Raw genomic sequence first — 24,639 nt, 5'->3', positions numbered from 1 at the left:
TCCTCCGGAGGGTCGAAAATGGCGGGCGGCCTGCGCCCGCCTACTGCATTCAACGGTAGCTGATGCCTGGCTTGGCCGTTGAAACACGGGTGCCGGCGGTGCCTTTGACGATGTCCTCGATATTCTCCAGCGAGCTGATCACGGCGACCTTGCCGGTGGCGCGGGCGAAATCGCTTGCGGCCTGCACCTTCGGCCCCATGGAGCCGGCGGCGAAGCCCAGGCGTTCGAGTTCGTCGGGGTGGGCCTGGGCAATGGCTTTTTGCGTGGGTTTGCCCCAGTCAATGTAAGCCGCATCGACGTCAGTGGCGATTATCAGAAGGTCGGCTTCCAGTTGTTCGGCCAGCAGTGCCGAGCACAAGTCCTTGTCGATGACCGCTTCGATGCCTTTGAGCTTGCGGTTTTCATCGTACATGGTGGGGATACCGCCACCGCCTGCGCAGATCACGATGCTGTTTTTTTCCAGCAGCCACTTGATCGGGCGGATCTCGAAGATGCGCTTGGGTTTGGGGCTGGCCACCACGCGGCGGTATTTGTCGCCGTCGGCCTTGACCACCCAGCCTTTCTCCTTGGCCAGGCGTTCGGCTTCTTCCTTGCTGTAGACCGGGCCGATGAACTTGGTCGGGTCCTTGAAGGCCGGATCGTCGGCATCGACTTCGACCTGGGTCAGCAGGGTGGCGAACGGCACTTCGAACGCCAGCAGGTTACCCAGCTCCTGTTCGATCATGTAACCGATCATGCCTTCGGTTTCGGCACCGAGCACGTCCAGCGGGTAGGCTTCGTCGGGTTTGTACGACAGCGCCTGCAATGACAGCAAGCCAACCTGGGGGCCGTTACCGTGGGCGATGACCAGCTCGTTGCCGGGGTGAATCTTGGCGATCTGCTCGGTGGCGGTGCGGATATTGGCGCGCTGGTTGTCAGCGGTCATGGGCTCGCCGCGGCGCAGCAGGGCGTTGCCGCCCAATGCAACAACGATTCGCATGGGAATGTCCTTTGCGAAGATGGGGGGAGCGCCTCGTTTCTGTGTGGGAGCCGGCTTGCCGGCGATCACCGGCGCAGCCGGTGCCATGCACCGTGTTGCCTGCATCGCCGGCAAGCCGGCTCCCACACTACCGAGGTGCTTATCAGAGATCAGCCAGGGTCGACACCAGGATCGCCTTGATCGTGTGCATGCGGTTTTCCGCCTGTTCGAAGGCGATGCAGGCGGGCGACTCGAACACGTCGTCGGTCACTTCGATGCCATTGGCCAGGTCCGGATACTGTTCGGCGATCTGCTTGCCGACCTTGGTCTCGGAGTTATGGAAAGCCGGCAGGCAGTGCATGAATTTGGTCCGCGGATTGCCGGTGGACTTCATCAGCTCCGTGTTCACCTGATAGGGTTTGAGCTGCTTGATGCGCTCGCCCCAGGCTTCGATCGGCTCACCCATCGACACCCAGACGTCGGTGTGCACGAAGTCCACACCTTTGACCGCAGCTTTCGGGTCTTCGGTAAGGGTGATGCGTGCACCGCTTTCCTCAGCGTACTGCTTGCAGCGCTCGACCAGGTCGTCATGCGGCCACAGCGCCTTGGGCGCAGCGATACGCACGTCCATACCGAGCTTGGCGCCGATCAGCAGCAGCGAGTTGCCCATGTTGTTGCGGGCGTCGCCCAGGTAGGCATAGCTGATGTCGTGCAGCGGCTTGTCGCTGTGCTCACGCATGGTCAGTACGTCGGCGATCATCTGGGTCGGGTGGTACTCGTCGGTCAGGCCGTTGAACACCGGCACCCCGGCGAACTTGGCCAGCTCTTCGACGATTTCCTGCTTGAAGCCGCGATACTCGATGGCATCGTACATGCGCCCGAGTACGCGGGCGGTGTCCTTCATGCTTTCCTTGTGGCCAATTTGCGAAGAGTTGGGATCGATGTAGGTAACGTTTGCCCCTTGGTCATAAGCGGCCACTTCGAAGGCGCAGCGGGTGCGCGTTGAGGTTTTCTCGAAGATCAGGGCGATGTTGTTGCCTTTCAGGTGCTGCTGCTCGGTACCTGTGTACTTGGCACGCTTGAGGTCGCGGGACAGGTCCAGCAGGTACTTCAGCTCGCGGGTGCTGTGGTGTTCGAGGCTGAGCAGGTTGCGGTTATGGATGTTGAACGCCATGGTGATTCTCCTTGAGTTCGGTAATCGGCCCGGCCACCGCCTTGTGGGGGCAGCCGGGAAAATGGTCGTTAGTAATCGATGGGGTCACGCACGATCGGGCAGGTCATGCAGTGGCCGCCGCCACGGCCCCGGCCCAGCTCGCCGGCGCTGATGGTGATGACCTCGATGCCGGCCTTGCGCAGCAGGGTGTTGGTGTAGGTGTTGCGGTCGTAGCCGATGACCACGCCAGGTTCCACCGCCACCACGTTGTTGCCGTCATCCCACTGTTCGCGCTCGGCGGCGAAGCTGTTGCCGCCGGTCTCGACCACGCGCAGCTTGACGCCCAGTTGCTCGCCCACCACTTCGATGAACGACTTGTTCTCGCGGCGCACGTCCATGCCGTAGGGCTTGCTTTCGTCCGGGCGGATGATGAACGGCACGATTTCTTTCACCACTTCGGGGAAGACTGTGACCAGGTCGCGGTCGCAGAAGCTGAATACCGTGTCCAGGTGCATCGCCGCGCGGGACTTCGGCAGGCCGGCGACGATGACCTTTTCCACTGCGCCCTTGGCGAACAGGTTCTGCGCCAGTTGCCCGATGGCCTGGCGTGAAGTGCGCTCGCCCATGCCGATGAGCACGATGCCTTTGCCGATCGGCATCACGTCACCGCCTTCAAGGGTGGCGTTGCCGTGGTCTTTGTCCGGGTCGCCGTACCAGACCTGGAAGTCGGCACCGGTGAATTGCGGGTGGAATTTGTAGATGGCAGTGGTCAGCAGCGTTTCCTGGCGTCGCGCCGGCCAGTACATCGGGTTCAGCGTGACGCCGCCATAGATCCAGCAGGTGGTGTCGCGGGTGAACTGGGTGTTCGGCAGCGGGGGCAGAATGAAGCTGGAGTGGCCCAGGTAATCGTTGTACATCTTGACCACGTCGGCGCCTTCGCTCTGCGGCAGGTCCTGGCCGGCCACACCGCCGATCAGGAACTCGGCCAGGTGGCGCGGCTCGAGGCCTTCGAGCCAGCTGCGCACCTCGTTGGTCAGGCCGACACCTACGGTGTCAGGGGTGATCTTGCGGTCAAGAATCCACTTCAGCGCGTCTTTGTTCTGGACGATGTCGGTCAGCAGGTTGTGCATCTCAAGCACATCCACGCCGCGCTCGCGCATCTTGGTGACGAAGTCGAAATGGTCGCGTTTGGCCTGATCGACCCAGATCACATCATCGAACAGCAGTTCGTCGCAGTTGCTCGGGGTCAGGCGCTTGTGCGCAAGCCCAGGAGCGCAAACCATTACCTTGCGCAGCTTGCCGGCTTCGGAGTGCACACCGTACTTCTGTTTTTCAGCGGACATGGTTCTTTCCTCCAATTGAGCGAAGACGTGGGTCACAGGGTCAGGAAGCCGTCATACAGGCCATAGGCCGCCACCAGGGCGCCGATGACCACAGCCGCAAAGATCAGTTTTTCCACGTTGGTGAAGATCGGTTGGCCAATTTCACGCTTGGCCTTGGCAAACAGGATCACCCCGGGGGCATATAGCAGGGCGGAGAGCAGCAGATACTTCATGCCGCCGGCATACAGCAGCCAGATGGCATAGATCAGTGCAATGGCGCCGATGAGCAGGTCTTTGCTGCGTTCTCTGGCAGCCTGCTCGTAGGTTTCACCGCGCATGGCCAGCAGGAAGCCATAGGCCGCCGACCACAGATAGGGCACCAGGATCATCGAGGTGGCGAGGTAGATCAGTGACAGGTAGGTGCTGGCGGAGAACAATGTGATCACCAGGAAGATCTGCACCATGGCGTTGGTAAGCCACAGGGCGTTGGCCGGCACCTGGTTGGCATTCTCGCGGCGCAGGAACTCCGGCATGGTGTGATCCTTCGCAGCGGCGAACATGATCTCGGCGCACAGCAGCACCCATGAGAGCAGGGCGCCTAGCAGCGAGATGATCAGGCCGACGCTGATCAGCACCGCGCCCCAATGGCCAACCACATGCTCCAGCACGGCAGCCATCGACGGGTTCTGCAGTTTGGCCAGTTCCGGTTGAGTCATCACACCCAGCGACAACACGTTGACCAGCACCAGGAACAGCAACACGGTGATGAAGCCAATGACCGTGGCCTTGCCCACATCGGCGCGTTTTTCCGCCCGTGAGGAGAAGATGCTCGCACCCTCGATGCCGATGAACACCCAGACGGTGACCAGCATCATGTTGCGCACCTGGTTCATCACGCTGCCCAGTTCCGGCGTGCCGGTGGCCCAGATGTCGGCAGTGAAGATGTCGAGCCTGAAGGCGAATACGCAGATCAGCGCAAACAGTACCAGCGGCACAACCTTGGCCACTGTGGTGACCAGGTTGATGAACGCCGCTTCCTTGATGCCGCGCAGAACCAGGAAGTGCACCGCCCACAGCAGCACCGAGGCGCCGATGATGGCGGCCGGGGTGTTGCCTTCACCGAAGATGGGGAAGAAGTAGCCGAGGGTACTGAACAGCAGCACGAAGTAACCGACGTTGCCCAGCCAGGCGCTGATCCAGTAGCCCCAGGCCGAGGAGAAGCCCATGTAGTCGCCGAAGCCGGCCTTGGCGTAGGCGTATACCCCGCCGTCCAGGTCAGGCTTGCGGTTGGCCAGGGTCTGGAACACGAAGGCCAGGGTCAGCATGCCCACTGCGGTGATTGCCCAGCCGATCAGCACGGCGCCAACCCCTGCGCTGGCGGCCATGTTTTGCGGCAGCGAGAAGATACCGCCGCCAATCATCGAACCGACGACGAGTGCAACGAGTGCGCCGAGTTTTAGTTTTCCGGAAGAATCAGCCATTTAACAACTCCGTACCAGGAGAACGTTGACGACAGAATAAATCCGTCGCCGGGGCCATGATCTGACATGGATCAGTTCATGGCGTTGTGAAGTAGGAAATTTCCTTCACTTGACTCCTGGAGAGTGCCGACAGCCCTGTTGCAGGCCCTGTACCCTGGCACCTCCATGTACAACCAGAACAAACGCCCTGTTCAGCCTGCGAACTCTGAAGCTAGTCGTTTTTGCCGTTTTCGCAAACTTTTCTCAATAAATTCCACGGATCATCGAGGTGGTTAAAGTTGCACGTCGGACAAGCGTTTATCTCGGTCGGCCGGTATAGACAAAAGAGTTATGAGTGCTATAGCTTTAATGGCTTTGTCTATTATAAGTGGCCCTATTTATATGCAGATAAAGCTGTTTCAGCGTTGTGACAACACGCACAAAAGACGAGGAATCGCATGAGCGAACCAGGACAGAAACTGCGCCTAGGCGCGTTGATCGCACTGGTGGTCGGTTCGATGATTGGCGGCGGCATCTTCTCGTTGCCGCAGAACATGGCGGCGCGCGCGGATGTCGGTGCCGTGCTGATCGGCTGGGGTATCACCGCAGTGGGCATGCTGGCGCTGGCTTTCGTGTTCCAGACCTTGGCCAACCGCAAGCCTGAACTGGATTCAGGGGTGTATGCCTATGCCAAGGCAGGTTTTGGCGATTACATGGGCTTCTCCTCGGCGTGGGGGTACTGGATCAGCGCCTGGCTGGGCAACGTGGGGTACTTCGTGCTGCTGTTCAGTACCCTGGGTTTCTATTTTCCGGTGTTCGGCGAGGGCAATACGCCCATTGCCATCGGCTGTGCCTCATTGCTGCTGTGGTCGGTGCACTTTCTGGTGCTGCGTGGCATCAAGGAAGCGGCGTAAAAACCTCATCAACCAGGTGACCACCGTGGCCAAGGTTGTGCCGCTGCTGATATTCATCGTCATCGCCGCCTTCGCCTTCCGCGCCGACATCTTTACCCGGGATATCTGGGGCGTGAGCAACCCGCAGTTCGGTAACGTGCTGGACCAGGTGCGCAACATGATGCTGGTCACCGTATTCGTGTTCATCGGTATCGAAGGCGCCAGTGTCTATTCAGGACGGGCTCTGCGCCGTACCGATGTGGGCAAGGCCACGGTGATCGGCTTTCTCGGGGTATTGGCGCTGCTGGTGCTGGTCAACGTGCTGTCGCTGGGCGTAATGACCCAGCCGGAACTGGCCGGGCTGCAGAACCCCTCACTGGCATCGGTGCTTGAGCACATCGTCGGGCCCTGGGGCGCGTTGCTGATCAGCATCGGCCTGGCGGTTTCGCTACTCGGCGCTTTGCTCTCGTGGGCACTGCTGTGCGCCGAAATTCTCTTCGCCACGGCACGGGACAAGACCATGCCGCGTTTTTTGGCCAAGGAAAATGCCAACCATGTGCCGGCCAATGCCCTGTGGCTGACCAACTGCATGATCCAGGGGTTCTTGCTGATCACCCTGGTTTCGGCGGGTACCTACACCAGCCTGATCTACCTGGCGTCGTCGATGATCCTGGTGCCGTACCTGTGGTCAGCCGCCTACGCGGTGCTTTTGGCACTGCGCGGGGAGAGTTATGCCGGGCAAGAGGCGCTGCGCCGCAAGGACCTGTTGGTGGCGTTGGTGGCGCTGGTGTATGCGCTGTGGCTGCTGTATGCCGGTGGGCTCAAGTACCTGCTGCTGTCGGCATTGCTGTATGCGCCAGGGGTGATCCTGTTCGCCCGGGCCAAGCATGAGCAAGGCCAGGTGCTGTTCACCACGTGGGAGAAGTTGATCTTTGCGGCGGTGCTGATTGGCGCGGCTCTGGCAGCTTATGCGCTGTATTCAGGGCTACTGAGCCTGTGACGCGGGCGGGCATGCCTGCTCTGGCCGTGACCAGATCCACAGGTTGCCCAGGGTCATGCCGGCGATGGCCAGAAATACCGGCCAGTGATGGTCAAGGAAGGCCAGCATCAGGCCTGCGCACACCAGCATGCTGAGGGTTGCGCTGACCTTTGCCCGGCGCTGGATCACCTTGCCATTGCGCCAGTTGAACAGGATAGGCCCGAACAGCCGGTGGTTCTCCAGCCATGCCGACAGGCGCGGCGAGCTGCGTGTCGCTGCCCAGGCGGCCAGAAGGATGAACTCGGTGGTCGGCAGGCCAGGAATGACTATGGCGACCAGGCCGATACCCAGGCTTACGTAAGCCAGGATGCCATACAGCAGGCGCGACAGTTTCGAGCGGGCAGGTCGGGTCATGGTCTCACTGCGAAAAACGGTCCGGCCACCGGAAGGGCGGCCGGGTTAAGCGTATCAGGCCAGCGCGCTGTCGGCGGCGTAGGCATGTTTGAGCAGTTCGGTGAAGCGCTCGAACGCGGCAACTGCGCCGCGTTCGGCAGCAGCGTCTTCTTCGGCGGACAGCGCCAGGCCATCGAGGATTCGGGTGAACTGCTTCCAACCCTCGGCGCGGCCACCGGCTGGTTCGCCCAGGTGGCGGGCGCCAAAGCTGTCGGACAGTTCCAGGGCCACGGCCCGCTTGATCAGAAACGCGGCGCCCAGTTTGGAGCCTTCGGAGACGAAGATCCAGCCCAACGCCTCTGCCAGGCTTGGGTCGTGCAAGGCGCCGGATACTGCAGCTGGAACTTCGGTATTGAGGTCGGCGAGGTCCAGGCGGGCTTGATCGGCGCGGCAGCGCTGGGCCAGGTCAGGCACGATGGCGATCAATTTCGGGTCGTTGTACAGGGCCTGAAGTTCGGACTGGAACAGGTACTGGGCGACGACGAAACGGGCGAAACTCTCGCGACTGTCGAACGGTGCGTGGGATTTGACCAGGGCGTCGAGCTCGGTGTGCGGGGCGTGGGTGACCTGGTTGAGGCGTTGCGAGCGCAGGGCTGGGCGGTCGGTCATGGGGTGTCCTTGGGGATTGGGGGCGTCTAGTGACAAGACGAAACAGTGGGGTGGGGAGAGTAAAAAAACCGGGCCTTTGTGTTGTCGGTTCCGGCCCTGTCGCCGGCTTGCCGGCGATAGGGCCAGTACCGATCAGCTCAGTCAGATATCCCAAACCACATTGATGGCGAAGTTGCGCCCTGGCATGGTCAGGCGGTCGAGGTTGGCAGGCTGGGTCACACCCGCTTCACCCTGGCCGTCGTAGCCGCGCACGTCATCCCATTGCCAGTACTTCTTGTCGGTGAGGTTGTATAGCCCGGCATTGACCGTGACATCGTCGGTCACCTTGTAGAAGCCGCTCAGGTCCAGCACACCGTAGCCGGGCGTGCGGAACTGCGAGCTTGCGCCGTCGGGGGCAAAGAAGGTGGTGTCGTCGACGCGGGTCTTGCGCTTGACCAGGGTCCAGCTCAACAGGCCACCGTAGTTTGGCTGCTCATAACCCAGGCCGAACACGCCGGTCAGTGGGTTGACGCTGTTCAGCGGCTGGCCGTTGTCGTCGTTGCGGCCGTTGGCGTAAGCGATCGAACCCTGGGTGTACAGGCCTTCTGGCGCACCGAAGTGGTCGAGGTTGAGGCGGCCCTTGACCTCGGCGCCCTTGATGGTGGCGTGCTTGATGTTGTGGGCCTGGAAAGTGGTTTCCAGGTTGGCCGACTGCACGGCGTCTTCGTCGATGAAGTCGCGGTACTTGTTGTAGAAGACCGCAGCGCTGAAGTTACCGGCATCGAAGTTGCCACGCAGGCCGGTCTCGTAGCTCTTGCTCTTCTCCGGCTCAAGCCCGGGGTTGCCCTGCACGCTGTAGCCCAGTGTCGGGTTCTCGAAGCGGCCGTACATCGACTTGGCTGTCGGCGTGCGGAAGCCTTCGGCGTACTGGCCGTACCAGGTGTAGTTGTCGTTGAAGGCGTAGGTCAGGCCGAACTTGGGCGACACGCGGTGCCACTTCTTGTCCGAGTCGTCGAGGGCGCCTGGCGCTGCGCCCGAGCCCTGAATGCCACGCAGGAACGCGTCGGTGAACTTGGGCTCCATGCGCGTGTAGTCGTAGCGGGCACCTGGCAGGAAGGTCCAGTTGTTCCAGCGGATTTCATCCTGCACGAACAGGCTGTAGGTGTTGATGGTCGGGTCCGGGAAATCGCTGACCAGGGCCTGGCCGTCGCGCGAGCTGTCCTGGCCGATGGCGGTGCAGCTACCGCCAATGGCCACACAGGTGCCGGAGCCGCTGCGTGAGCCGGTCACTTCTTCATGCTTTATGGTGGTGCCGTAGGTCAGCAGGTGATCGGTCTGGCCGATGCTGAAGGCTTTGTCCAGCTGGGCATCGAACACCCATTGGCGGTCCTTGTAGGTGGTCTGGCGGTCGCGCAGCACTTGCCGCCCCGACGCGACATACAGCTCATCGGTGCGCTGGTCGGTCTTGGCGATCTGGTAGTTCAGGCTCCATTTCACGTGGTCGGCGACCAGGCTGTCGAGGCCGAACTCGTGGTTTATGCCGAAGCGCTCGCGGGTGACGGTGTCGTTGCCCTGGCGCATGCGGTAGGAGTTCATGGCACCAAAGCCTGGAATGAACGGACCGCCCACGGCGCTTAGGATGTTCTGGTCACGGTCATCCTTGTAGCGTTCATAGGTGAAGCCCAGGCGCGCGTCGTCGGCGTAGTTCCAGCCAAGCTTGGCCAGCACGTTGGTGGTGCGCACGTCTTCCGGGTTGGCTTCGGTACGCGACAGGCCGGTGCCGCCGTCTTCACCGTAGGATTCGGTTTCGTGGCCGTTGCGCTGGCTCACGTGCAGCAAGCCATCGAAATCGCCCTGGCGGCCGGCCACGGTGGCGGAGGTCAGCCAGCTGTCGTCGGCCGAGCTGTAGCCGGTCTTCAGCCGCGCGCCGACATCCTTGCCGGGCTTGATGATGTCGTCCGGGTCGAGGGTGAAGTAGCTCACCGCACCGCCGATGGCATTACTGCCGTACAGCACCGAGGCCGGGCCGCGCAGGATTTCCACGCGCTTGACGATCTCGGGATCGACGTAGTTGCGCTGTGTCTGGGCGTAGGGGCCGTAGAAGAAGCTGTCGGGGATCGACACACCGTCGATCTGGGTGAGGATGCGTTCGCCGTCGATACCGCGGATGTTGTAACCGTTCAGGCCGCTGCGCTGGCCAACGCCGCCGACCGACACGCCAGGCTCGTAGCGCACCAGTTCCTTGATGCTGTTGACGTTCTGCCGGTCCAGCTGTTCGCGGGTCTGTACGCTCACGGTGCTGGGTACCTGGCTGACGTCCTGGGCGCTACGGGTGGCGCTGACGGTCAATTGCTGCAGGGCAATGGCATTGCCCGCCGTCTGGCGCTCCAGCACCACATTGCCGTTGCTGATCTTGCGATAGCCCAGGCCGGTACCTTGCAGCAGTTGTTTCAGTGCCGCTTCCGGAGGCAGCGAGCCGTGGACACCTGGCGAAGCCACACCGTCGGCCAGTTCGGCGCTGAAACCCACCTGCCAGCCGGTCACCTGGCTGAAGGCGTTGATTGCCTCGACCAGGGGCTGCTGGGTGATGCTGAAGCGGTAGTCGCCCATGCGCGGGCTTGTCGCCTGCGCAGGTTCTGCGGCCAGCGCCGGCAAGCCGCAGGCGCCACTGGCGAGCAGGGCCAGGGTCAGCAGGGACAGCTGGCCGGTACGGCGGGGAAGAGGGGACGGGCTAGTTGGACCTGTGGACATCGAAAGCGCTCCCTGACGCGCGAACTGTTATAGATGATTACCGTTCCTGTTATCAAACAAGAATCAGTTGCATTGGCTATAACGAGACGGGCGGGGTGGGGCGATCGCGTAAAAATAGTTTTCAGGTCAGTTGAGGATGACCACGGCGGGGTATTCGTGCAGTTGCGCAGAGGTGATATGGGCCAGCGCGCGCAAGGTCTCCAGCGGCTGATCGAGGCGGTAGTTGCCGGTTACCGCCATATCGTCCAGGTGGGCGTTGCGGTTGATGATCCAGCCCGGGTAATAGCGCCGCACTTCGGCCAGCACCTGGCTAAGCGGGCAGTTCTCGAACACCAGGCGCCCATCGACCCAGGCCAGGTCCTTGTGCATGTCCGGGCGCTGGCGCTGGCCGAAGCCTTGCGGGCCGACGCTGATGCTGTCACCCGCGCTCAGGCGGATACGCTGGTCGCTGGCGGCCTGCAGATCGACGTCGCCGCGCTGCACACGAACCTGCGCCTCGCCATCGAGGTAGCGCACGGCAAAATCGGTGTCGCGCACCTGCGCCCGCAGCGGGCCGGCCTGCACTTCCAAGGGCAGCTGTGCACCACCTGGTACCTGGAAAAACGCCTCGCCTTGCAGCAGGCGCGCCACCTGGCGGCCTTCACGCACGTCGCTGGCGAAAGCCGAGTTGGTGTTGAGCAGCACCTTGGCCCCGTCATCGAGCTGCAGGCGCTGGCGTTCGCCCACCACGGTCAGGTGGTCGGCCTGCAGGCGCATCGGCAAGTTGCCCACGGTGAACAGCCCGACCAGCAGTACTGCGGCGGTCGCCAGGGGTTTCCAGTGAGCCCGCAGACGCCCGCGTACAGAGCGGCGCCGCTCCTGATGCATTTGCGTGGCGGCCTGGCGCACCGGCGTGCCGTTCCACAGGGCTTCGGCTTCGACGTAGGCCACGGCGTTTTCCGGCGCGGCGCTCAGCCACTGCTCGAAGGCCAGCGTGTCCGCTTCGGTGGCGCATTGCAGGCGGACCAGCCAGTCCAGCGCCTCGTCCATCGCACGGGCGCGGGCGTCGGGCCCTGCGGTCGGCGGGCGAGGGGCGGGGCTGTCGGTCACGGTGAATCCTTGAAATGATTTTCCCGAATGATCAAGGCTAAGACGGGGCGTGGCAAGCGCTTCGCCGAGCTCGGGTGGCCAGCGGTCGTCTTACTTCAGGCGTTCGGCCACACCCATGCAGATTGCCATGATCAGTTTCAGCTCCTTCTGGACCGTGCTGGCCGAGACATTGAGTTGCTCGGCAATTTCCAGGTAGCTGGCACCGTGCAGGCGGCTGAGGATGAAAATGCGCTGCTGACGCTCACTCAACTGGTTGAGGCTGACGCTCAGGTGCTTGAGTAGTTGCTCGGCGTGTGCGGCATCTTCGCTACTGCTCAGCGGCGCGGCGACGTTGTGCAGGATTTCTTCGGGCACATCGTCGACCAGCATGCGCGATTGCACCCGGCGCGTGCGCAGATGGTCCAGGGCCAGGTTTCGCGCGGTCTGGAAGACGAAGGGCTCGAGGTGTTCGATGGGCCGCTCCCCCAGAGCGCGGGACACCCGCAGGTAGGTTTCCTGAAGCAGGTCCTCGGCGGTGCTGGGGTTGCCCACCATGCGTTGCAAGGTTCGCAATAGGGGGAGGCGCTGAACGAGGAAGACAGAGTTGAACCGGGACTGACTCACAGGGGGACCTGGCCGACGAAAGGTTAATGATAATGCTTATCATCTTGCCTGAAGGTCAAGCCTGGAAGTGTTAGGAAAAGGTAAAGATTGTCGGTAGGAGCGGCCTTGCGTCGCGAAAGGGCCGCGCAGCGGCCCCAACTGTAGCGCTCAGAATACCCTGGGGCTGCTCTGCAGCCCTTTCGCGACGCAAGGCCGCTCCTACCCCAGCAAGCGCCTGCGCTCAGCGGGCGCTGCACAATGCCAGGCAGTTATCCAGCATGCGGTTGGAGAACCCCCACTCATTGTCATACCAGGCCAGCACCTTGAGCATCCTGCCGTTGGCGCGGGTATGGTTGGCATCGAATATCGATGACAACGGGTTGTGATTGAAGTCGCATGAGACCAGCGGCAGGGCGTTGTAGCCGAGCACCTTGGAATGCCGGCTGGCTTCGAGGAACAACTGGTTCACCTGCTCGGCAGTGGCCTCACGCTTGAGGTTGACGGTGAGGTCGACCAGCGACACGTTGATCACCGGTACCCGTACCGCCATGCCGGTCAGCTTGCCGGCCAGTTCCGGCAACACCAGGCCCACGGCTTCGGCGGCGCCGGTCTTGCTCGGGATCATCGACTGGGTCGCCGAGCGCGCACGGTACGGGTCGCTGTGGTAGACGTCGGTCAGCACCTGGTCGTTGGTGTAGGCATGGATGGTGGTCATCAGCCCCTGCTCGATGCCGAACTCGCGGTCCAGCACCTGGGCGATCGGCGCCAGGCAGTTGGTGGTGCAGGAGGCGTTGGAAATGACCTGGTGCGACGCACGCAGAATGTCATGATTGACGCCGTACACCACGGTGGCGTCGGCGCCCTTGGCCGGTGCCGAGACGATCACCTTGCCAGCCCCGGCTGCCAGGTGCGCCGCAGCCTTGGTGCGGTCGGTGAACAGCCCGGTGCACTCGAACACCACGTCGATCGCCTCGGCCTTCCAGGGCAGCTCGGCCGGATTGCGGATGGCGCTCACCGCGATACGGTCACCGTTGACCGTCAGGCTCTCGTGGTCGGCTTCCACCGATGCATCGAAAGCACCGTGTACGCTGTCGTATTTGAGCAGGTGGGCATTCATGGCGCTGTCGCCCAGGTCGTTGATGGCGACGACCTGCAGGTCGTGGCGGTAGCCTTGGGTATACAGTGCGCGCAGGACATTGCGACCAATGCGGCCGAATCCGTTGATGGCGATACGTAGTGTCATGGCAGTACCTCTGGCAGTTCGAGTGAAACCGGTGGCACAAATGAAGCTTCACTGAAACGGTTTTGTTGTTGGAATTACAAGATTATTCACTGAGCGATAGAAAACAAGCCTTTTTACTGGCAGTATTTTGTTTAAATATACAACGAGTGGTCGGGCAAGCCGCCGCCTCGATGCGCAGGGTCTCTTACACAGGAGCCTAGGCCGCAATCGTTTGGAGGGGAAATGCCTGGTAAACCGCCCTTACCGCTAGCCTGGAGTCCAGTACATGCACCCGCGCATCCTTGAGGTCACCCAACGGCTGATCGAACGCAGCCGTGCCACCCGTGAACGCTACCTGCAGCTGATTCGCGGCGCGGCCAGTGACGGACCCATGCGGGCCAGCCTGCAGTGCGCCAACTTCGCCCATGGCGTGGCCGGGTGTGGCGCCGACGACAAGCAGAGCCTGCGCCTGATGAATGCCGCCAACGTGGCCATCGTCTCGGCCTACAACGACATGCTCTCGGCGCACCAGCCGTATGTGCATTTCCCTGAGCAGATCAAGAAGGCCCTGCGCGAAGTTGGCTCCGTCGGCCAGTTCGCTGGCGGTGTGCCGGCCATGTGCGATGGTGTGACCCAGGGGGAGCCAGGCATGGAACTGGCCATCGCCAGCCGTGAAGTGATCGCCATGTCCACTGCGGTGGCGCTGTCGCACAACATGTTCGACGCTGCGCTGATGCTGGGTATCTGCGACAAGATCGTCCCCGGCTTGATGATGGGCGCGCTGCGCTTCGGTCACCTGCCCACCATTTTCGTGCCGGGCGGGCCAATGGTTTCCGGCATCTCCAACAAGCAGAAGGCCGATGTGCGCCAGCGCTATGCCGAGGGCAAGGCCAGCCGTGAGGAGCTGCTGGAGTCGGAGATGAAGTCCTACCACAGCCCAGGCACTTGCACCTTCTACGGCACCGCCAACACCAACCAGCTGGTGATGGAAGTGATGGGCCTGCACTTGCCGGGAGCTTCGTTCGTCAACCCCTATACGCCGCTTCGCGACGCGCTTACCGCCGAGGCCGCGCAGCAAGTGACGCGCATGACCAAGGCCAGTGGCAGCTTCATGCCGCTGGGCGAGATCGTTGACGAAAAATCGCTGGTAAACTCCATCGTCGCCCTGCATGCCACCGGGGGCTCGACCAACCACACCCTGCACATGCCGGCGATCGCCCAGGCGGCAGGCATCCAGCTCACCTGGCAGGACATGGCCGACCTGTCCGAAGTGGTGCCGACGCTGTCCCACGTCTACCCCAATGGCAAGGCCGACATCAACCACTTCCAGGCCGCCGGTGGCATGTCCTTCCTGATCCGTGAGCTGCTCGATGCCGGCTTGCTGCACGAAGACGTCAACACCGTCGCCGGCCACGGATTGCGCCGTTATACCCAGGAACCGTTCCTGGACAACGGCAAGCTGGTCTGGCGCGAAGGCCCGCAGCAGAGTCTGGACGAGACCATCCTGCGCCCGGTGGCACGGCCGTTCTCGGCCGAAGGCGGCCTGCGGGTGATGGAAGGCAACCTTGGGCGTGGCGTGATGAAAGTGTCCGCAGTGGCCCCTGAGCATCAGGTCGTCGAGGCCCCGGCCCGGGTGTTCCAGGACCAGCAGTCGCTGGCCGATGCGTTCAAGGCCGGCGAACTGGAGTGCGACTTCGTGGCAGTGGTGCGCTTCCAGGGGCCGCGTTGCAACGGCATGCCGGAGCTGCACAAGCTGACGCCGTTCCTCGGTGTGCTGCAGGACCGCGGCTACAAAGTCGCACTGGTCACCGATGGGCGCATGTCAGGCGCATCGGGCAAGATCCCGGCCGCCATCCACGTGTGCCCTGAAGCCTTTGATGGTGGACCGCTGGCGCGGGTGCGCGATGGTGATATCGTGCGGGTCGATGGTGTCGAAGGCACGCTGCAGCTCAAGGTGTCGGCCGAGGAATTGGCCAGCCGCGACCTGCCGCCTGCGCCACAGGGCAACGACCTGGGCTGTGGGCGCGAGCTGTTCGGCTTCATGCGCATGGCGTTCAGCTCGGCCGAGCAGGGCGCCAGCGCCTTTACCTCGGCCCTGGAGAACCTCAAATGACGGACCTGCTGGTTGGCGACATCGGTGGCACCAATGCCCGTTTTGCGTTGTGGCGTGACAACCAGCTGCACCAGGTGAAGGTCTTCGCCACTGCTGACTACACCAGCCCGGAGCAGGCCATCGAAGCTTACCTGCACGGCCAAGGCATCGCCCGTGGCGGGCTGTCGGCGGTGTGCCTGGCGGTGGCCGGGCCGGTCGACGGTGATGAGTTTCGCTTTACCAACAATCATTGGCGGCTGAGCCGCAGCGCATTCTGCAAGACGTTGCAGGTTGAACAGTTGCTGCTGATCAATGACTTCACGGCGATGGCCTTGGGCATGACCCGCCTGCAAGAGGACGAGGTGCGCCAGGTCTGCCCCGGCAAGGCCGACCCGGCGCGACCTGCACTGGTGATCGGCCCGGGTACCGGCCTTGGCGTCGGCAGCCTGCTGCGCCTGGGTGAGCAGCATTGGCTGGCGCTGCCCGGTGAGGGAGGGCATGTCGACTTGCCGGTGGGCAATGCCCGTGAAGCGGCGATCCATCAGCAGATTCATGGGCAGATTGGCCATGTCAGCGCTGAAACCGTGCTCAGCGGTGGTGGCCTCGTGCGTTTGTACCAGGCTATCTGTGCGTTGGACGGTGATACCGTACGGCACAAGACACCAGCAGAAATTACCGATGCCGCCCTGAGTGGTGAGCCACGGGCATTGGCAGTGATCGAACAGTTCTGCCGCTTCCTGGGGCGCGTGGCAGGTAACAATGTACTGACCCTGGGTGCACGCGGTGGGGTTTATATTGTTGGCGGCGTGATTCCGCGGTTTACCGAACTGTTCATGCGTAGCGGGTTCGCTGCAAGTTTTGCCGACAAGGGCTGCATGAGCGGGTACTTCGCGGATGTGCCGGTGTGGCTGGTGACGGCAGAGTTTTCTGGACTGCTGGGCGCCGGCGTGGCATTACAGCAGGCTCTGGATCATTGATAGGGGGCCGCTTTGCGGCCCTCACAGCAGGCAAAAGACCTGTGACAACAAGAGGGCGGGATACCTTGAGCACTGCCGGAAAATCGATCCTGATGGCCGACGACGATCAGGAAATCCGCGAGCTGTTGCAAACCTACCTGAGTCGCGCCGGTTTCCAGGTGCACGCCGAAGCCGATGGCCAGGGTTTTCGCCACGCTCTGGAAAACACTCACTGCGATCTGGTCATTCTCGATGTGATGCTGCCCGACGAGGACGGCTTCAGCCTGTGTCGCTGGGTGCGCCAGCACCCGCGCCAATCGCGGGTGCCGATCATCATGCTGACCGCCAGCTCCGACGAGGCCGACCGGGTCATCGGTCTTGAGCTCGGTGCGGACGATTATCTGGGCAAGCCGTTCAGCCCGCGGGAACTGCAGGCGCGAATCAAGGCGCTGCTGCGTCGAGCGGAATTCGGCCAAGCCGCCCCAGCCAGCGCGGTACTGGCCTTCGACGACTGGCGCCTGGACACGGTCAGCCACCGCCTGTTCCACCGCGATGGCGAAGAGGTGATCCTCTCCGGTGCCGATTTTGCCTTGCTCAAGCTGTTTCTCGATCACCCTCAGCAGATCCTCGACCGCGATACCATCGGCAACGCTACCCGTGGCCGTGAGCCAATGCCGCTGGACCGTATCGTTGACATGGCGGTCAGCCGCCTGCGTCAGCGTCTGCGCGACACCGACAAACCGCCACGGCTGATCCGCACTGTGCGTGGCAGTGGCTACCTGCTGGCTGCGCATGTCTGCTGTGCTTCCTGAGCGGCGCTGGCGCCTGCTGCCGCGCTCGCTGCTGGGGCGTATGCTGCTGCTGACCTTGCTGGTGGTGCTGCTGGCGCAGGGCTTGTCCAGCGTCATCTGGGTCACGCAGTTACGTGCCAGCCAGCTGCAAGGCTTGCGTGCCAGTGCCGGCAGCCTGGCCCATTCGATGAGTGCCAGCGTCAGTTATTTCCGTTCTTTGCCGGTGGCCTATCGGCCGATGGTACTGGACCAGTTGCGCAGCATGGGCGGTACGCGTTTTTTCGTGTCGCTCAACGACAAGCCGCTGGACATGCCGGTATTGCCAATCACGCCGCGCAAGCAGGCAGTGATTGATGTGTTCCAGCAGGTACTGCATGAGCGGCTGGGCGCGCAGATGGATATTTCCGTCGAGTTCGTCGCCCCCGATGACCTGCGCATCTTCAACAGCGGCCTGAAGCTCGATGAGCTGCCGCGTTCCTGGGCGCATTACTCGCTGACCCTGGAGCCACTCAACCCGCCTGTACTGGTCACGCAGCTTCGCCTGGGCGAGGGCGAGTGGCTGTACATCGCTTCGTTGCTGCCTGAGCCTTACACCAGCCTTGAAGCCGAGCGCCTGCCACGCCAGCAGATCGGCTTCATCGTCCTGACCACCGCTTTGCTGCTGCTGTTCATCGGCCTGCTGGTGCACTGGCAGAGCTGGCCACTCAAGCGCTTGGCGCGGGCCGCGCGGGATCTGTCGCTGGGCGCCGATGTGGCTCCAGTGCCCGAGGGCGGTGGCAGCGAGGTGGTCGAGGTCGGGCGTGCGTTCAACAGTATGCGTGAACGTATCAGCCGCTACCTCACCGAGCGCAGCCAGTTGTTCAGCGCCATTTCCCATGACCTTCGCACGCCCATTACCCGGCTGCGGCTACGTGTTGAACTGCTGGAAGATGAGCGCATGCAGGCCAAGTTCAGCCAGGATCTGGATGAGCTGGAGCTGTTGGTCAAAGGCGCTTTGCAATGCGTGAAAGACACTGACATCCACGAGAATATCGAGCCGGTCGATCTCAACCAGGTATTGGAGATTCTCGCCGAGCCGTATCTGGGGGATGGCCGCATCACCGTCGAAGGCCAGGCCCTGGCGCCGTACCCCGGCAAACCACTGGCCTTGCGCCGCTGCATCGGCAACCTGATAGACAATGCCATCAAGTACGGCAAGCGGGCTCGTCTGCGCATCATCGACAGCGCGGAGGGCTTTGTCCTGCAGGTGGACGACCACGGGCCGGGTGTGCCACAGCAGCGGCTTGAGCAGGTGTTCGAGCCGCATTTCAGGCTGGCCGGGCAGCAGCAGGGGTATGGCTTGGGCTTGGGGATTGCACGCAACATTGCCCATAGTCACGGTGGTGAGGTGAGCCTGCTCAATTTGCGCGAGGGTGGGTTACGCGTGACTCTTCATCTGCCGCGCGGCACTGAGTGAACGTGTGTCACTGATCGGTGACATAACCCCAAGCCTTCGTGACATCCCAGCCAGGACGGCTGGCTAGAATCTGCAAACCTCACACAGGGAAGAAGCAGGAGCATGGACTACATCGATTCCCCGGAACATAACGCCTGGCTCACAAGCGAGGGCCAGCGGCTGCTCTCCTTCGCCAAAGCCTCGCAAGTCGCCGAAGGTTTCAGCAATCTCGACGCCCGTGGCAAGCTGCCCCCCACGGCTGTCGCTGAAACCATGAACACCGCGCGCATGACCCACAGCTTCGCCCTGGCCCACCTTAATGGGGAGCCAGGCTGCCTGGGATTGGTGGAGCATGGTGTGCAGGCCTTGTGCGGGCCTTTGCGCGACGCCAGGTACGGCGGTTGGTTCGCCCGCCCATACGGCCTGGGCGACAGCGGCAAGGCGGCTTACCTGCATGCCTTCGTCGCGCTTGCCGCCAGCTCTGCCGTAGTGGCGGGCGCTTCGGGAGCACAGGGGTTGCTGGCGCAGGCGATACGGGTCATCGAGGAGCGTTTCTGGAGTGAGGAAGAGGGTGCGATGCGCGAGTCCTTCTCCAGCGACTGGCAGCAGCCTGAAGCCTATCGCGGCGCCAATAGCAACATGCACGCCACTGAGGCCTTCCTCGCCCTGGCAGATGTGACGGGCGATGTACTTTGGCTGGAGCGCGCCCTGCGTATCGTCGAGCGCATCATTCACGGCCATGCTGGCGCCAGTGGTTACCAGGTGGTCGAACATTTCGATGTGCACTGGCAACCACTGCCCGACTACAACCAGGACAATCCCGCAGATCACTTCCGCCCATACGGCACAACGCCTGGCCATGCGTTCGAGTGGTCCCGACTGGTCCTGCACCTTGAGGCTGCGCGACGTCAGTCAGGGCTTCCTGCCCCGGCATGGCTGCTGGCCTGCGCGCGGGGCCTGTTCGCCAACGCCTGCAAGCATGCCTGGAGCATCGATGGTGCCGAGGGCATCGTCTACACCTTGGGCTGGGACAATCAGCCCAGAGTGCGCGAGCGCCTGCACTGGGTGCATGCCGAAGCCTGCGCCAGCGCCGCAGCGCTGCTGCGGCGAACCGGCGAGCAGCAGTACGAGCAATGGTACCGGCGCTTCTGGACGTTCATCGGCACTCATTTCATCGACCGCGCAGCCGGAAGCTGGCACCACGAACTCGACCCGGACAATCAGCCCGCGGCGACGATCTGGGCAGGCAAGCCAGACCTCTATCACGCCTTCCAGGCTGTACTGCTGCCAACGCTGCCCCTGGCGCCCAGCCTGGCGAGCGCACTGGCGCGCAATGTAACCAAACGATGACATTCACGCATCGCTTCGTTACCTGACGCAGCGGGCACTCTGATTAGACTCCATGCAATGCAAGCGCTCGACTTGCCCGGCATAACAACAAGAAAGGTATTCCGATGAATTCGACTCTCCGCCTCGCTGCCGCGATCTCCTTCGCCTCCCTGTTCCCGCTCAGTGCCTTCGCCGCCGACTCCAAAGGCAGTGTCGAAGTGGTTCACTGGTGGACATCCGGTGGTGAAAAAGCGGCAGTCGATGTGCTCAAGGCCCAGGTCGAGAAGGATGGCTTCACCTGGAAGGATGGTGCGGTTGCCGGCGGTGGTGGCGCCACGGCCATGACCGTGCTCAAGAGTCGCGCCGTGGCCGGTAACCCGCCTGGCGTTGCCCAGATCAAGGGGCCGGACATTCAGGACTGGGCTGCCACCGGCCTGCTGGACCCGGATGTGCTCAAGGATGTGGCCAAGCAAGAGAAGTGGGATTCGTTGCTCGACAAGAAAGTCGCCGACACCGTCAAGTACGAAGGTGACTACGTGGCCGTGCCGGTGAACATCCACCGCATCAACTGGCTGTGGATCAACCCCGAAGTGTTCAAAAAGGCTGGCATCGACAAGGCGCCGACCACCCTCGACGAATTCTACGCCGCCGCCGACAAACTCAAGGCCGCCGGCTTCATCCCGCTCGCCCACGGCGGCCAGCCATGGCAGGACAGCACGGTGTTCGAGAGTGTGGTGCTGTCGGTGATGGGGGCAGACGGTTACAAGAAAGCGCTGGTCGACCTCGATGAAGCCACGCTGACCGGGCCGCAGATGGTCAAGTCGCTGACCGAGCTGAAGAAGGTCGCCACCTACATGGACCCTGACGGCAAAGGCCAGGACTGGAACCTGGAAGCGGCCAAAGTCATCAATGGCAAGGCCGGCATGCAGATCATGGGCGACTGGGCCAAGAGCGAGTGGACCTTGGCCAAGAAGACCGCCGGCAAGGACTACCAGTGCGTCGCGTTCCCAGGCACCGACAAGGCCTTCCTGTACAACATCGACTCGCTGGTGGTGTTCAAGCAGAACGACGAGGGCACGGCCGCTGGCCAGCAGGACATCGCCAAAAAGGTGCTTGGCCAGGACTTCCAGAAGGTCTTCAGCATCAACAAAGGCTCCATTCCCGTGCGTAACGACATGCTCGCGGACATGGGCACCTATGGCTTCGACGCTTGCGCCCAGACTTCTGCCAAGGACTTCATGGCCGACGCCAAAACCGGCGGCCTGCAGCCGAGCATGGCGCACAACATGGCCACCACGCTGGCCGTGCAGGGCGCTTTCTTCGATGTGGTCACCAACTACATCAACGATCCCAAGGCCGACCCTGCCGATGCAGCGAAAAAGCTGGCGGCGGCGATCAGATCGGCCAAGTAACCAAGCTCAAGGCAGGCACGATTGCTCTTGTAGGAGCGGCCTTGTGTCGCGAAAGGACCGCGAAGCGGTCCCCAGGCCTGCAAGCCAGGTTCGACGGTCTGTCTTTATTCTCGAGCCCCTGGGGCTGCTGCGCAGCCCTTTCGCGACGCAAGGCCGCTCCTACAGCAGATGGGCAGTGCCTTCAAGGTGAATCATGACTACAGCAACCGCCCGACTGCGGGCCTCTCCCCTGGACGCGCTGCAGCGCTGGCTACCCAAGCTGGTGCTGGCACCAAGCATGTTCATCGTCCTGGTGGGCTTTTACGGCTACATCCTGTGGACGTTCGTCCTGTCATTCACCACCTCGACCTTCCTGCCAACTTACAAGTGGGCGGGCCTTGCGCAATACGCCAGGCTGTTCGACAACGACCGCTGGTGGGTAGCCAGCAAGAACCTGCTGGTGTTCGGCGGGCTGTTCATCGGTATCAGCCTCGCCATCGGCGTACTACTGGCGGTGCTGCTCGACCAGCGCATCCGCCGCGAAGGTTTCATCCGCACGGTCTACCTGTACCCGATGGCCTTGTCCATGATCGTCACCGGTACCGCCTGGAAGTGGCTGCTCAACCCTGGCATGGGGCTGGACAAGCTGTTGCGTGACTGGGGCTGGGAGGGGTTTCGCCTGGACTGGCTGATCGACCCCGACCGAGTGGTGTACTGCCTGGTGATCGCCGCCGTTTGGCAAGCCTCGGGCTTCATCATGGCGATGTTTCTGGCCGGCCTGCGCGGGGTCGACCAGTCGATTATCCGTGCTGCGCAGATGGATGGCGCAAGCCTGCCACGCATCTACTGGACTGTCGTGCTGCCAAGCCTGCGCCCGGTGTTCTTCAGTTCGCTGATGATCCTCTCGCACATTGCGATCAAGAGCTTCGACCTGGTGGCCGCAATGACCGCTGGTGGCCCGGGCTACTCGTCCGACCTGCCGGCGATGTTCATGTATTCGTTCACCTTCAGCCGCGGCCAGATGGGCATGGGCTCGGCCAGCGCCATCCTCATGCTCGGGGCGATCCTGGCGATCCTCGTGCCTTACCTGTACTCGGAGCTGCGGAGCAAACGCCATGCATAGCCCTGTCGACAAACCGGTGCCGAGCATCAGCCGCATCGCCATTCACACTGTGTTGCTGATGGCCGTGCTGCTTTACCTGGTGCCCTTGGTGGTGATGCTGCTGACCAGCTTCAAGACCCCGGAGGACATCAGTACGGGTAACCTGCTGAGCTGGCCGACCGTAGTCAGCGGCATCGGCTGGGTCAAGGCCTGGGGCACGGTCAGCGGGTACTTCTGGAACTCGATCATGATCACCGTACCGGCGGTGCTGATTTCGACCGCCATCGGTGCGCTCAACGGCTATGTGCTGTCGATGTGGCGTTTCCGCGGGTCGCAGCTGTTTTTTGGCCTGCTGCTGTTCGGTTGCTTCCTGCCGTTCCAGACCGTGCTGCTGCCAGCATCGTTCACCCTTGGCAAGTTGGGCCTGGCCAGCACCACCAGTGGCCTTGTGCTGGTGCATGTAGTCTACGGCCTGGCCTTCACCACGCTGTTCTTCCGCAACTTCTACGTGAGTATTCCCGATGCGCTGGTCAAGGCCGCACGCCTTGACGGTGCCGGGTTCTTCACCATTTTTCGCCGCATCATCCTGCCGATGTCGACACCGATCATCATGGTCTGCCTGATCTGGCAGTTCACCCAGATCTGGAACGACTTCCTGTTCGGCGTGGTGTTCTCCAGCGGCGACTCGCAACCGATCACCGTGGCCCTGAACAACCTGGTCAACACCAGTACCGGGGCCAAGGAATACAACGTCGACATGGCGGCGGCGATGATCGCCGGCCTGCCAACCCTGCTGGTCTATGTGGTGGCAGGCAAGTATTTCGTTCGCGGGCTCACAGCCGGCGCCGTCAAGGGGTAAGTCATGGCAACGCTTGAACTTCGTAATGTGAACAAGACCTACGGCAGCGGCCTGCCGGACACCCTAAAGGACATCCAGCTGTCGATCAAAGACGGCGAATTCCTGATATTGGTCGGCCCTTCGGGTTGCGGTAAATCGACTTTGATGAACTGCATCGCAGGCCTTGAGAACATCACCGGTGGCGCGATTCTCATCGATGACCAGGATGTCAGCGGCATGAGCCCCAAGGATCGTGATATCGCCATGGTGTTCCAGTCCTACGCGCTGTACCCGACCATGAGCGTGCGCGAGAACATCGAATTTGGCCTGAAGATCCGCAAGATGCCCCAGGCTGCCATCGACGAGGAAGTGGCGCGTGTGGCCAAGCTGTTGCAGATCGAACACCTGCTTTCACGCAAGCCGGCGCAATTGTCCGGTGGCCAGCAGCAGCGGGTGGCGATGGGCCGCGCGTTGGCGCGGCGGCCGAAGATCTATCTGTTCGACGAGCCGCTGTCCAACCTCGACGCCAAGCTGCGCGTCGAGATGCGCACGGAAATGAAACTGATGCACCAGCGACTCAAGACCACCACGGTGTATGTCACCCACGACCAGATCGAGGCCATGACCCTGGGCGACAAGGTTGCGGTGATGAAGGACGGCATCATTCAGCAGTTCGGTACCCCGCAGCAGATCTACAACGACCCGGCCAATCAGTTCGTTGCCAGCTTCATCGGCTCGCCGCCAATGAACTTCATACCGGTACGCCTGGCCAGGCAGGATGGGCGCCTGCTGGCCCTGCTCGACAGCGGCCAGGCGCGTTGCGAGCTGCCGTTGGGCGTGGCCGGTGACGAGCTGGACGGGCGCGAGATCATCCTTGGTATCCGCCCGGAGCAGATCAGCCTGGGTACGGGGGAGGGCAACGGCCTGCCGGGCATTCGCGCCGAGGTCCAGGTAACCGAGCCCACCGGGCCGGACCTGCTGGTGTTCGTCACCCTGAACCAGACCAAAGTGTGCTGCCGCCTGGCGCCGGATGTGGCGTGCCGGGTCGGTGACAGCCTGAACCTGCAGTTCGACCCGGCACGGGTGCTGCTGTTTGACGCCGCCAGCGGCGAACGCCTGGACTTGAATACTGCCAACGCTTCAGTGAAGGACAACGTGACTCACCTCAAGAGCCGTTGAAACGTCGATACCATCAATAAGAAAAAGAGGACGCAAAGGGATGGAACAGCGCAATCGCATAAGGACCTTGGGCTCG

Annotated in this window: 19 protein-coding genes and 1 pseudogene; 10 read left to right on the top strand and 10 right to left on the bottom strand. The window is 62.3% G+C overall.

All coding sequences use genetic code 11. From position 1 onward, the window contains the following. Window positions 1-49: 49 nt before the first annotated feature. The 4 genes from arcC to arcD (JET17_RS21470) all read right to left on the bottom strand — a co-directional run bounded on the left by arcC (window position 50) and on the right by arcD (JET17_RS21470) (window position 4,914). On the bottom strand, window positions 50-979 hold the full coding sequence (arcC, locus tag JET17_RS21485; protein ID WP_012316038.1) for a carbamate kinase: 930 nt from the start codon (window positions 977-979) through the stop codon (window positions 50-52). Between the two features lie 142 nt (window positions 980-1,121). Further along, entirely contained in the window at window positions 1,122-2,132 is a 1,011-nt protein-coding gene (locus tag JET17_RS21480) for an ornithine carbamoyltransferase (protein WP_012316037.1), read from the bottom strand. Between the two features lie 68 nt (window positions 2,133-2,200). Then, window positions 2,201-3,454, bottom strand: a complete 1,254-nt coding sequence (gene arcA, locus JET17_RS21475; RefSeq protein ID WP_012316036.1) for an arginine deiminase — start codon at window positions 3,452-3,454, stop codon at window positions 2,201-2,203. A 32-nt stretch (window positions 3,455-3,486) separates the two neighbouring features. After that, window positions 3,487-4,914, bottom strand: a complete 1,428-nt coding sequence (gene arcD / locus JET17_RS21470) for an arginine-ornithine antiporter (RefSeq protein WP_012316035.1) — start codon at window positions 4,912-4,914, stop codon at window positions 3,487-3,489. A 437-nt stretch (window positions 4,915-5,351) separates the two neighbouring features. Between arcD (JET17_RS21470) and arcD (JET17_RS21465) the strand changes: the two are divergent. After that, window positions 5,352-6,786: pseudogene (arcD, locus tag JET17_RS21465) on the top strand (arginine-ornithine antiporter). Here arcD (JET17_RS21465) and JET17_RS21460 read toward each other — a convergent pair. From JET17_RS21460 to gap, 6 genes are all read right to left on the bottom strand, one after another. Then, complete coding sequence (locus JET17_RS21460) at window positions 6,772-7,179, bottom strand: YbaN family protein (RefSeq protein ID WP_012316033.1); 408 nt, start codon at window positions 7,177-7,179, stop codon at window positions 6,772-6,774. The pseudogene arcD (JET17_RS21465) and the gene JET17_RS21460 overlap by 15 nt on opposite strands. Before the next feature lie 54 nt (window positions 7,180-7,233). Continuing rightward, the gene (locus tag JET17_RS21455) at window positions 7,234-7,827 is read right to left on the bottom strand and encodes a biliverdin-producing heme oxygenase (RefSeq protein ID WP_012316032.1); all 594 of its coding nucleotides are present in this window, start codon (window positions 7,825-7,827) and stop codon (window positions 7,234-7,236) included. 141 nt (window positions 7,828-7,968) lie between these two features. Next, window positions 7,969-10,557, bottom strand: coding sequence for a TonB-dependent receptor (locus tag JET17_RS21450; RefSeq protein WP_012316031.1), 2,589 nt, complete (start codon window positions 10,555-10,557; stop codon window positions 7,969-7,971). Window positions 10,558-10,683: 126 nt separating this feature from the next. Beyond that, window positions 10,684-11,646, bottom strand: a complete 963-nt coding sequence (locus JET17_RS21445; protein ID WP_012316030.1) for a FecR family protein — start codon at window positions 11,644-11,646, stop codon at window positions 10,684-10,686. A 90-nt stretch (window positions 11,647-11,736) separates the two neighbouring features. Then, entirely contained in the window at window positions 11,737-12,249 is a 513-nt protein-coding gene (locus JET17_RS21440; protein ID WP_012316029.1) for an RNA polymerase sigma factor, read from the bottom strand. A gap of 220 nt (window positions 12,250-12,469) precedes the next feature. Then, window positions 12,470-13,471: a type I glyceraldehyde-3-phosphate dehydrogenase gene (gene gap / locus JET17_RS21435; RefSeq protein WP_012316028.1), complete on the bottom strand. Its 1,002-nt coding sequence runs from the start codon at window positions 13,469-13,471 to the stop codon at window positions 12,470-12,472. A 265-nt stretch (window positions 13,472-13,736) separates the two neighbouring features. Here gap and edd point away from each other — a divergent pair, with 265 nt between their 5' ends. From edd to JET17_RS21390, 9 genes are all read left to right on the top strand, one after another. Beyond that, entirely contained in the window at window positions 13,737-15,563 is a 1,827-nt protein-coding gene (gene edd, locus JET17_RS21430) for a phosphogluconate dehydratase (RefSeq protein WP_012316027.1), read from the top strand. Continuing rightward, on the top strand, window positions 15,560-16,519 hold the full coding sequence (locus tag JET17_RS21425) for a glucokinase (RefSeq protein ID WP_012316026.1): 960 nt from the start codon (window positions 15,560-15,562) through the stop codon (window positions 16,517-16,519). The genes edd and JET17_RS21425 overlap by 4 nt, the downstream gene beginning before the upstream one ends. 65 nt (window positions 16,520-16,584) lie before the next feature. Then, on the top strand, window positions 16,585-17,310 hold the full coding sequence (gltR, locus tag JET17_RS21420) for a two-component system response regulator GltR (protein WP_012316025.1): 726 nt from the start codon (window positions 16,585-16,587) through the stop codon (window positions 17,308-17,310). Beyond that, window positions 17,291-18,745, top strand: coding sequence for an ATP-binding protein (locus JET17_RS21415; RefSeq protein ID WP_012316024.1), 1,455 nt, complete (start codon window positions 17,291-17,293; stop codon window positions 18,743-18,745). Before gltR ends, JET17_RS21415 begins: the two co-directional genes overlap by 20 nt. Window positions 18,746-18,847: 102 nt before the next feature. Continuing rightward, entirely contained in the window at window positions 18,848-20,074 is a 1,227-nt protein-coding gene (locus JET17_RS21410) for an AGE family epimerase/isomerase (RefSeq protein ID WP_012316023.1), read from the top strand. A 104-nt stretch (window positions 20,075-20,178) separates the two neighbouring features. Further along, a complete protein-coding gene (locus JET17_RS21405) occupies window positions 20,179-21,465 on the top strand; it encodes an ABC transporter substrate-binding protein (protein ID WP_012316022.1) in 1,287 nt (428 codons plus the stop codon). A gap of 193 nt (window positions 21,466-21,658) precedes the next feature. Then, window positions 21,659-22,567, top strand: a complete 909-nt coding sequence (locus JET17_RS21400) for a carbohydrate ABC transporter permease (protein ID WP_012316021.1) — start codon at window positions 21,659-21,661, stop codon at window positions 22,565-22,567. After that, on the top strand, window positions 22,560-23,405 hold the full coding sequence (locus JET17_RS21395; RefSeq protein WP_012316020.1) for a carbohydrate ABC transporter permease: 846 nt from the start codon (window positions 22,560-22,562) through the stop codon (window positions 23,403-23,405). The genes JET17_RS21400 and JET17_RS21395 overlap by 8 nt, the downstream gene beginning before the upstream one ends. Window positions 23,406-23,408: 3 nt before the next feature. Beyond that, entirely contained in the window at window positions 23,409-24,563 is a 1,155-nt protein-coding gene (locus JET17_RS21390) for an ABC transporter ATP-binding protein (protein WP_012316019.1), read from the top strand. Window positions 24,564-24,639: the final 76 nt, after the last annotated feature.

This window comes from Pseudomonas putida (assembly GCF_016406145.1).
GTDB lineage: Bacteria > Pseudomonadota > Gammaproteobacteria > Pseudomonadales > Pseudomonadaceae > Aquipseudomonas > Aquipseudomonas putida_E.
This window is presented reverse-complemented; position numbering and strand designations above follow the sequence as displayed.